This is a genomic window from uncultured Paraglaciecola sp., assembly GCF_913020055.1.
Taxonomy (GTDB): Bacteria; Pseudomonadota; Gammaproteobacteria; order Enterobacterales; family Alteromonadaceae; genus Paraglaciecola.
Genome location: NZ_CAJWCF010000061.1, coordinates 18,792 through 28,583, shown reverse-complemented (window position 1 = coordinate 28,583; position 9,792 = coordinate 18,792). Strand labels below are relative to the sequence as shown.

Sequence of the window (9,792 nt, the reverse complement as noted above, 5' to 3'; positions counted from 1 at the left end):
TTTTACAGTAGAGACAAGAATAACAACATGCCTACTAAGTTTGATTCAATTCGCCCTTTTGACGACGCTGATTTATCTGTCGTTTTATCTAAGCTTTTTAATAATAAAGAGTTTATCAATAGCATAGTGGCATTTAAGTTTAGTGATTGGCCACGTTTTTTGCGTCCAGCTCTAGGTTTTTTTACCCGTCGTTACATAATCAAACAGATTACCAAAATCGACACTCTTAGAGGCTTTCAACGCTTAATTGAGCCCTATATTGAGCGAATGATTAACACCACGACTGAGTCTTTTACTGTCAGTGGTTTAGATAAACTAGACTTATCTAAAGCATGTTTGTTTATGAGTAATCATAGAGATATTGCCTTGGATCCTACTTTTGTAAATTGGGCGTTACATTTAAATGGTCAAGATACTGTGCGCATAGCGGTTGGCGATAATTTATTAAAGAAAGAATGGGTTGCAGATTTAATTAGACTAAATAAGTGTTTTATTGTTAAACGCTCAGCAACCGACAGACGAGAAAAATTGTCAGCAGCCAAATTATTGAGTGAATATATTGAATTTACTCTACTTTCTGAGCAACAACATATATGGATAGCTCAAAGAGAAGGGCGTGCCAAAGATGGAAACGATGTCACTAATCCTGCAATTTTGTCAATGTTGGCATTGAACAAGCCCAAGCGAGCCGAATTTTCAGAGTACATTCGAAAATTGCGTATTGTACCAGTATCCATTTCTTATGAATTTGATCCCTGCGATATCAACAAAGCCAAGGAATTACAAAAGGTGGCACAAGAGGGGAGCTATGATAAGCCAGATAATGAAGATGTTAGAAGTATAGTCAATGGCATAACGGGTCAAAAAGGCAGAGTACATATTCATTTTGGCGAATTGCTAGTAGGGGATTTTGAAAACGCAAAAGAAGTGGCTGCACACATTGATCGTGAAATACTGCAAGGATACGATTCTTTTTCCACAGGTCCAATAGCAGCAAAAATGCTTTCAGTGGAAGATAATGATAATGCCGAATCTGATCAATATGCTAGAGCTGCGGTAGATTATTTACAAGAAAGACTGCTCAACTTATCTGTAGAGGAGCAAAACAAACTACTTAATATGTATGCTTGCGCTTATTTAAGAAAGGTCAATTAACTAAATATACTAGAAACAAACAGTGTGCACTGTTACACCCTGTTTGAACCATGTGTATATAGGTTGTTAGGCAACCTTATCTTTTTTCAAATCATCAAATTGACGATTGAGATCATATTTTTCATCAGTCACAATTTTTTCTAGGGTTTCAATTCGATCACGCATAGCAGCTACTTCACGTTCTAAGTCATTAGTCAGATTAACTTGGGCGGTCTCCTTTTTGTCTTTTTTCTTGCTTCTCGGTCCATTGACTAACTCGACTATTGCCCAACATACTAAAGCGACTATTGCGATGGCTGTCATATTCATGATTTATCCCCTTTACCTTGATACGATTTATAAAAAGTTTATGCTTATGCCAGTTACAAAGCAAATAATTGACCATAATTTAAAAGCTATATTTATCAATGGGTTAAGCTTTGTGGTTGGCCATTAAGCAATATGTCTTGGCGAAAATGACTATTTTAATCATGTAATTAACCAATAAAAGAGAAATATAACCATTGAGTACAGAACAAGATCAGTATTGGATGCGACACGCCTTGCAATTAGCTGACAAAGCCCAATCCCAGGGGGAGATCCCTGTTGGTGCAGTGTTGGTCAAAGACAATAAAGTTATTGGTGAAGGTTGGAATCAATCTATTAGTCAGCATGACCCTTCTGCACATGCCGAGATGGTCGCTATTCGTGACGCTGGGAAAAACCTACAAAATTACCGATTAGTTAATAGCTGTTTGTATGTCACTTTAGAGCCATGCTCTATGTGTGCCGGACTATTAATCCATAGTCGTATCGATCGTTTGGTTTTTGGTGCGTCAGATTTTAAAACAGGAGCGGCGGGAAGCTTACTTGATTTATTAGGTGATCCCCGAATGAATCATATTGTGCAAGTACAAAGTGGCGTTTTAGCTCAAGAGTGTGGTGATAAGTTGTCAGCTTTTTTTAAACTGCGTAGAGAACAAAAAAAACGTCTTAAGAACAAAGCTTAATTCACTGTTTTAGCTAGCTTGTACCAGTTCTTCAGTTGCCTCTATTATTTGGAAATTTTGACGACGAGAGGTCACTTTTTGGTGAACTCGTTTTAGTAATTGACGCCTGCGAATATTGCTTCCTAAGCGATTTCTATTGATGGTTGTTGTTGGTTTTTTCATATTTAACTCCTATTTGTGAGTCTTTAGACTCGACACACGCGAATAAAGTTCAATCAAGATAAGTTAACATTATTAAAGATTTATGACAGCTGAACCTTTTCTGCCTAGTTAAGAGCCTTCATCTATAACCGATGACGATATTGTAAGTGACATTGTTTGACCAATTCATTAAAGTGTTCAACCAATTTTGTTGGGTTTGCTTAACCAATGTGCAATTAATAGGTGTTTAGTTCAATCATGTTTAATCTATATAAAAAAATGAATGTTTTTTTAGCTCTGGCCGTTTTATCAGCTTGTGGTGGTGGATCAGATCCAGAACCGGGCCCTGTAGTTATCGCTGACCCTCCTATTATTGATGTACCTGATACCCCAGTTGGTTGTAACAATGTGCAATATCAAATTGTAGCTGTAACGGATGATGGTTTATTTAATGCTGATTATTCGCCTGCTAATACTATCGATGGAAATACTGCGCCTGATTCCAGATGGTCTTCTGAAGGGGTAGCGCAAGAAATAATTTTTGATTTAGGAACAATAAACCCGATCGGTTCGTTAAAAGTTAAGTGGCATAATGGCGCAGAACGTCAGGCAAATTTCAGTATTGAAGCCTCAAGTGATAACAGCGTTTGGCAAAGTGTACTGGCAGAATCTACTTCCAGCGGCAGACACAGTGGTTTTGAACAAGTGAATGTAACATCAAGTGAGGCTCGTTATGTCAAAATTATTGGAATGGGCAATTCACAAAACGAATGGAATAGTATTGTAGAAGTAGAGGTTCATAGTTGTGAAGGTGCTGATGGTCAGTTAATCGATTTATACCCAAATGAATTAGGTATCGAATTAGTTGATTGGTATTTGAGTGTACCAACAGACGAGGACAATAGCGGCACATCAGATTCTATTGATGAGGATGATTTGGCAGCAGGTTATACCAATTCTGAATATTTTTACGCCTCAGCCGACAATGGTATTGTGATGCGTTCGCCCAGTTATGGTTTTAAAACTTCTACTAATACTAGTTACGTGCGTGTTGAGCTGCGTGAAATGTTGCGCCGTGGTGATCGTTCAATTCGTACTCAAGGAGTGAATAAAAATAACTGGGTATTCGGTGCTGCGTCTAACCAAGGGCAAGCGGCTGCTGGTGGTGTTGACGGTGAATTAAACGTGACCTTAGCGGTTAACAATGTCACGATTAGTGGTGAAAACTATCAAATAGGCCGATTGGTTATTGGCCAGATACACGCCAACAATGATGAACCAATCCGTTTGTATTATCGAAAACTGCCAGGAAACGACAAAGGTTCGGTTTATTTTGCTCATGAAAGTCGTGTTGAAGGTAGTGATGAAGTTTACGCAGAGATGATTGGTTCTAGAAGTAACAGTGCATCAAACCCTAGCGATGGCATTGCATTAGACGAAAAGTTTAGTTATCGGATTAACGTGACGGCCAATTTGTTGACTGTGACTATTATCCGAGAAGGAAAAGATAACATTGTGGCAGATTTGGACATGTCTAATAGTTTGTTTGATGAAGATGATCAATATCACTACTTTAAAGTAGGTGTGTATCATCTAAACAACAGCAGTGATCCTGATGAGTACGCTCAAGCCACTTTTTATGAAATACGTAATGCACATACAGGTTATGCAAAGAGTGAGTAGTCGCCTAATCGGTTACTACTTCTGCAATGATTGGAGCCAAAGTCTCTTCGGGAGTCACTTCTGGTTGTAAGATCTGTGGTTGTTGTTCATCTAGCCAAACAAGGGTGTCGTAATAACGTCTAATATTATCAACATAAGCAACAGCTTCATTGCCACGAGCATAGCCGTAACGAGTTGTTTTATAATGTTTTTTCTGTCTTAGTTGGAGTAGTCGTATTTTTACATCTACCCACATATCAGGGTTAGCGCCTTGGCGTTCGGTTAATACTCTCGCATCCTCTAAATGCCCCAAGCCTACATTGTAGGATGCTAGGGCAAACCATAAGCGGTCAGGGTGGGTAATACGGTCTGGGATACGTTTAAGAAGTTTAGTTAGATATTTTGCCCCACCTTTAATACTTTGCTCGGGATCCAATCGTGAGACTATGCCCAGCTCCTTGGCGGTGGCCAATGTTAACATCATCATGCCGCGAACGCCTGTGACGGATTTAGCTCTGGGGCGCCAGTGGCTTTCTTGGTAACTCATGGCGGCTAATAAACGCCAATCTAAATCTCCAGAATACTGGACAAACCATGGTTTGAATTTTGGTAAAACTTTCCTTGAAGATTTTATGAATTCCCTTGTATCTACATAATTAAATTGTCTTACGTGGCCAAAATATTTGTCTTCCAGAGCCGCTAACGTGCCATTGTTTTGGATAATGCCAAAATATTCGATTAAGGCAGCTAGCAAAGAATCATCTCGTTGCTTATTGACAGCCCAGGCCACATCTTGTTCAGGACTGATTGAGAAACCTATAGAAAGTTCAGGATAACGTCGACGCATCAAGGCTAAAATATTGGAGTCGGCAATGGTATAGTCCAGTTCTTCATTTAAGACCATCTCTAGTAGCTCTTCCATGTCACTGTCGTCTGTTTCTTGCCAGCTTAGTTGTTCGTTCTCAAGCTGCAACCTAAGCAGTGAATCATGATGACTGCTGCCAGCAGCTATAACCAATTCACCCTTTAAATCTTTAATCGCTCTAGGCCATTCATTACCCTGCTTAAAAACCAGTTTTTCACTGACTCGCTGATAACCGGGGCCAAATTTAAATTTTTGGTATCGTTCAGGGCTGACACTAATCCCAGCGGCAATCAAATCCAGATGGGCATCTGTTAATTGAGGAAATAAGTCGTCTAAATTATAGTAAGGGAAAACTTCTAGTTTGACCCCTAAATAAGTGGCAAAACCCTCGGCTAGCTCATATTCAAAACCAATAGGTCCAGTCGGACCATTGTAATAGGTGGTCAGTCCGTAGGTGGTGCCGACTTTCAATACACCTGAGTCTAATACATCTCCCAAGCTGGAAGATTGTTTGGTGTCATTACAGCCACCGATTACCAGTACTAGAAACAAAATGAGACTGCGCTGTAAACGAATAACAATGTCCTCATATTTAGGTCGTATTTTGGATGAAATCCTATTGTGAACAAATTATTGGATTTCATCCAGTGCTTTGTTTATACCTAAGACTAACAAAAGTAGACTAATTGGTCATGGTGTTGAACAAGTAAAGTTATGAAATAAAACAAATAAAACTAGGTTTTTAACCAAACTGATGCTTATAAATGTAGTTAAATTACCCTATAATCCGCGCCTTAAAATTCCTCATTCATCGATTCGCAAATTTTAACTGAATATGCGAATTCTGCTATAGGTAATGACTTTATGTTAGTGCTTCGCGGTACACCTGCTTTATCCGATTTTCGTATTGAAAAATGTCTTGCTCAATTTGCCGAACAAAGCTTACCAGTTTCTGGTATCTATGCTGAGTACGCTCATTTTGTGATGGTTTCAAAACCACTCTCTGAGCAAGAACATTCGATACTGGCCAAGTTGTTAACTTACGGCCCTACTATCCAAGAACATCGACCTGAAGGCACTTTGCTTCTGGTTACACCAAGGCCAGGTACAATCTCACCTTGGTCTTCTAAGTCAACGGATATAGCCCATAACTGTGGTTTAGATAAGGTACTACGTTTAGAACGAGGCGTGGCTTATTATTTACAAACAGATAATTTGACCGATGCTCAATTAAACGCGGTAAAAGTAATTCTTCACGACAGAATGACAGAAGTGGTTATCGCCGATTTTGCAGCGGCAGAGTCGTTGTTTGTGCAAAGTGAACCCACGCCTTTAACATCTGTAGATATGCTTGGTTTGGGTAAATCAGCATTAGAACAGGCAAATATTAGGTTAGGTTTGGCCTTGGCTGATGATGAAGTGGATTACCTGTTTGATAACTTCAGTCGATTGGGACGCAATCCTAACGACGTAGAGTTATATATGTTTGCGCAAGCCAACTCTGAACACTGCCGTCACAAAATATTTAATGCTGACTGGACGATTGATGGTCAAGTGCAGCCAAAGTCATTGTTTAAAATGATTAAAAATACTTATGAACAGTGTGGTGAAAATGTTCATTCTGCCTACAAAGATAATGCTGCCGTTATGGAAGGTAGTTTTGCGGGGCGCTTTTTCCCAGAATCACAAGGTAATGAATACCGCTATCATCATGAAAATATTGATATTCTGATGAAGGTCGAAACTCATAATCACCCCACAGCTATAGCACCGTTTTCTGGCGCTGCTACCGGTTCTGGCGGCGAAATTCGTGACGAAGGTGCAACCGGAAGAGGCTCTAAACCTAAAGCTGGATTAGTCGGTTTTTCCGTGTCTAACTTACGTATTCCTGGCTTTGAGCAACCGTGGGAAACAGATTTTGGTAAGCCTGCGCGTATTGTTAGTGCTTACGACATTATGATGGATGGACCTCTTGGCGGTGCGGCTTTTAACAATGAATTCGGCCGACCTAGTATTCTAGGCTATTTCCGTACTTACGAACAAAAAGTCACTAGTTTTAACGGCGAAGAGGTGAGGGGATATCACAAGCCGATTATGCTTGCTGGTGGTTTGGGCAACATTCGTAAGTCTCATATTCAAAAAGGTGAAATCACTGTTGGGGCTAAGCTAATTGCTTTAGGTGGTCCAGCGATGAACATCGGTTTAGGCGGCGGAGCAGCTTCGTCTATGGCGTCCGGTCAATCTAGCGAAGACTTGGACTTTGCATCAGTACAACGTGGCAATCCAGAAATGGAACGTCGTTGCCAAGAAGTGATTGATAAATGCTGGCAAATGGGCGACGAAAATCCCATCCAGTTTATTCATGACGTGGGTGCTGGTGGGTTGTCTAATGCCTTCCCTGAATTAGTCAGTGATGGCGGACGTGGTGGTAAGTTTGAATTACGCAATGTGCCTAACGATGAACCTGGAATGTCTCCTTTAGAAGTGTGGTGTAACGAGTCTCAAGAACGTTATGTGATGTCGGTTGCACCGGAAAACCTCGACACCTTTTCTGACATTTGTCGCCGTGAACGAGCGCCTTTCGCGGTGGTTGGTGAAGCAACGGAAGAACAGCATTTGACGCTAAGTGATCAACACTTTGAGAATAATGCGATTGATATGCCACTTGAAGTATTATTGGGTAAAACACCTAAAATGCACCGAGATGTTACGTCAAAAAAACTGGATACGGTGGCAGTTGATACCAGTCTGATGAACTTATCAGAGGCCGCAGAACGTGTATTGAGTTTGCCAACTGTGGCTGAAAAAACCTTTTTGATTACAATTGGTGATCGTTCTGTAACGGGCTTGGTCGCCAGAGATCAAATGGTTGGTCCGTGGCAAGTGCCAGTCGCTGACGTGGCTGTCACTGCAAGTTCATTTGATAGTTATCAAGGCGAAGCGATGTCTATGGGAGAGCGTACACCCATTGCATTGATTAACTATGCTGCCTCTGCCCGTATGGCGGTTGGTGAGGCATTAACTAACTTAGCGGCGGCGGATATTGGCGATCTAAAACGAATCAACTTATCCGCTAACTGGATGGCCGCGGCAGGCCACCCTGGTGAAGACGCTGGATTGTATGAAGCGGTTAAAGCTGTGGGTGAAGAGTTATGTCCTGCTTTGGACATCACCATTCCTGTAGGCAAAGATTCTATGTCTATGAAAACCACTTGGCAGGATGAACAAGGTGAAAACTCGGTAACATCACCACTTTCATTGGTGATCACTGCTTTTGGAGCAGTAAAGGATATTCGCAAAACATTAACCCCAGAACTCAATACCAAAGTGGGTGAAACTGAATTATTACTAATTGATTTAGGCCAAGGGCAAAATCGTTTAGGTGCATCTTGTTTGGCTCAGGTGTATCAACAATTAGGCAACGTGGCGCCGGATGTTGACTCTCCTTCGATATTAAAAGGATTCTTCTTAGCGTTGCAGCAATTGGTCAATGAAAAACGTTTATTAGCCTATCACGACAGATCAGACGGAGGTTTGTTTACATCTGTGGTCGAAATGGCATTTGCCGGAAAAACAGGTGTAGATATCCATTTGGATGCACTTAATGGTCCGGCAATTGATTTGTTGTTTAATGAAGAATTAGGCGCAGTGATACAAATTTCTGTCGCTGAGAAAGAACATGTATTAAATGTGTTTGCCAAACATGACATTCAACATTTAGTACACAGTATTGGTGGTCTGAATAATACCGATCAGATTGTGTTCAAACAAAACGGACAGGTTGTTCTTGAGAATAGTCGTGTGTTTTATCGTCAAACATGGGCACAAACTACGTTGCACATGCAAAAACTCAGAGATAACCCAAGCTGCGCTGAGCAAGAGTTTGCGGCTAAAGCAGATGTTAAAGATCCCGGTTTACATGCGAACTTGAGTTTCAATGTGACTGAAGATGTTGCTGCACCTTATATTCTTAAAGGTGTCGCCCCGCGAATCGCTATTTTGCGCGAGCAGGGTGTTAACTCTCATGTAGAAATGGCGGCTGCGTTTGACAGGGCTGGATTCAGTGCTGTTGATGTACATATGAGTGATTTGTTGTCAGGTAAACAATCGCTAGATACCTTTAAAGGTTTGGTGGCATGTGGCGGGTTTTCATACGGTGACGTGTTAGGAGCGGGAGAGGGCTGGGCAAAATCTATTTTGTTTAACCATCAAGCCCGAGATCAGTTTGCTGAATTCTTCGCTCGCCAAGACTCTTTCTCACTAGGGGTATGTAATGGCTGTCAGATGATGTCCAATCTGAAATCATTGATCCCAGGCGCAGAGCTGTGGCCACATTTTGTGACTAATCAGTCAGAACGTTTTGAAGCACGTGTAGCGATGCTTGAAGTTAAATCATCCAAATCAGTATTTTTTGATGGTATGCAGGGGTCGAGAATGCCGATTGCTGTTTCTCACGGTGAAGGCCGTGCAGAATTTACTAACCAAGACGGAGCAAACACAGCCTTGCAAAGTTCTGCTGTTGCTCTGCAATATGTGGACAATTACGGCAAGGTTACGCAAAACTACCCTGCTAATCCGAATGGATCACCACTAGGGATCGCCGGATTAACCAGTAGTGACGGTAGGGCAACCATTATGATGCCTCATCCTGAAAGAGTGTTCAGAACCGTTGCTAACTCATGGCACCCAGAAGATTGGCAAGAAGACAGTGCTTGGATGCGAATGTTTAGAAATGCTAGAGTTTATCTGGGGTAGCGCTGGATTTTTGTCAAAAACGTACACTCTATAAGTAATAAAAACGGTTACTTATAAAGTGTATTTATTGATCTATACCTTTATAGGTAGTTGGAAAATTTACGATTCCAGCTGCCTAAAATCTTTACAATTTCAAGTTATTTATTAAAGAAAAAATAAAACTCTTGTATATCAGTGAAATAGTGATTAATATTTGCGCACATGTTGACAAGGAGTTCGTCTTCT

Annotated in this window: 7 protein-coding genes; 4 read left to right on the top strand and 3 right to left on the bottom strand. The window is 40.9% G+C overall.

Annotation, left to right across the window (positions count from 1 at the left end):
• Positions 1–27: 27 nt before the first annotated feature.
• Positions 28–1,155 carry a 1-acyl-sn-glycerol-3-phosphate acyltransferase gene (locus QZ488_RS13725; RefSeq protein WP_293749683.1) on the top strand — a complete coding sequence of 376 codons (1,128 nt, stop codon included), beginning with the start codon at positions 28–30 and terminating at the stop codon, positions 1,153–1,155.
• Positions 1,156–1,221: 66 nt separating this feature from the next.
• On the opposite strand, the gene QZ488_RS13720 is transcribed toward QZ488_RS13725, so the two are convergent.
• Positions 1,222–1,464, bottom strand: coding sequence for a hypothetical protein (locus QZ488_RS13720; RefSeq protein ID WP_293749681.1), 243 nt, complete (start codon positions 1,462–1,464; stop codon positions 1,222–1,224).
• A 194-nt stretch (positions 1,465–1,658) separates the two neighbouring features.
• On the opposite strand from QZ488_RS13720, the gene tadA reads away from it, so the two are divergent.
• On the top strand, positions 1,659–2,144 hold the full coding sequence (tadA, locus tag QZ488_RS13715; RefSeq protein ID WP_293749679.1) for a tRNA adenosine(34) deaminase TadA: 486 nt from the start codon (positions 1,659–1,661) through the stop codon (positions 2,142–2,144).
• A 9-nt stretch (positions 2,145–2,153) separates the two neighbouring features.
• On the opposite strand, the gene QZ488_RS13710 is transcribed toward tadA, so the two are convergent.
• Positions 2,154–2,306 (bottom strand): hypothetical protein, encoded by a 153-nt coding sequence (locus QZ488_RS13710; RefSeq protein ID WP_293749674.1) that lies wholly within the window; start codon positions 2,304–2,306, stop codon positions 2,154–2,156.
• 237 nt (positions 2,307–2,543) lie between these two features.
• Here QZ488_RS13710 and QZ488_RS13705 point away from each other — a divergent pair, with 237 nt between their 5' ends.
• A complete protein-coding gene (locus QZ488_RS13705; protein ID WP_293749671.1) occupies positions 2,544–3,968 on the top strand; it encodes a polysaccharide lyase family 7 protein in 1,425 nt (474 codons plus the stop codon).
• A 4-nt stretch (positions 3,969–3,972) separates the two neighbouring features.
• Here the strand turns inward: QZ488_RS13705 and mltF are convergent, their stop codons facing one another.
• Positions 3,973–5,364 carry a membrane-bound lytic murein transglycosylase MltF gene (gene mltF, locus QZ488_RS13700; protein WP_293749669.1) on the bottom strand — a complete coding sequence of 464 codons (1,392 nt, stop codon included), beginning with the start codon at positions 5,362–5,364 and terminating at the stop codon, positions 3,973–3,975.
• Positions 5,365–5,676: 312 nt separating this feature from the next.
• Between mltF and purL the strand changes: the two genes are divergently transcribed.
• Positions 5,677–9,567 (top strand): phosphoribosylformylglycinamidine synthase, encoded by a 3,891-nt coding sequence (gene purL, locus QZ488_RS13695; protein WP_293749667.1) that lies wholly within the window; start codon positions 5,677–5,679, stop codon positions 9,565–9,567.
• Positions 9,568–9,792 lie beyond the last annotated feature (225 nt).

Coding starts and splice junctions, on each gene's coding strand:
- QZ488_RS13705 (WP_293749671.1), top strand. CDS start 2,544: ATGTTTAATCTATATAAAAAAATGAATGTTTTTTTAGCTCTGGCCGTT.
- QZ488_RS13725 (WP_293749683.1), top strand. CDS start 28: ATGCCTACTAAGTTTGATTCAATTCGCCCTTTTGACGACGCTGATTTA.
- QZ488_RS13720 (WP_293749681.1), bottom strand. CDS start 1,464: ATGAATATGACAGCCATCGCAATAGTCGCTTTAGTATGTTGGGCAATA.
- QZ488_RS13710 (WP_293749674.1), bottom strand. CDS start 2,306: ATGAAAAAACCAACAACAACCATCAATAGAAATCGCTTAGGAAGCAAT.
- purL (WP_293749667.1), top strand. CDS start 5,677: ATGTTAGTGCTTCGCGGTACACCTGCTTTATCCGATTTTCGTATTGAA.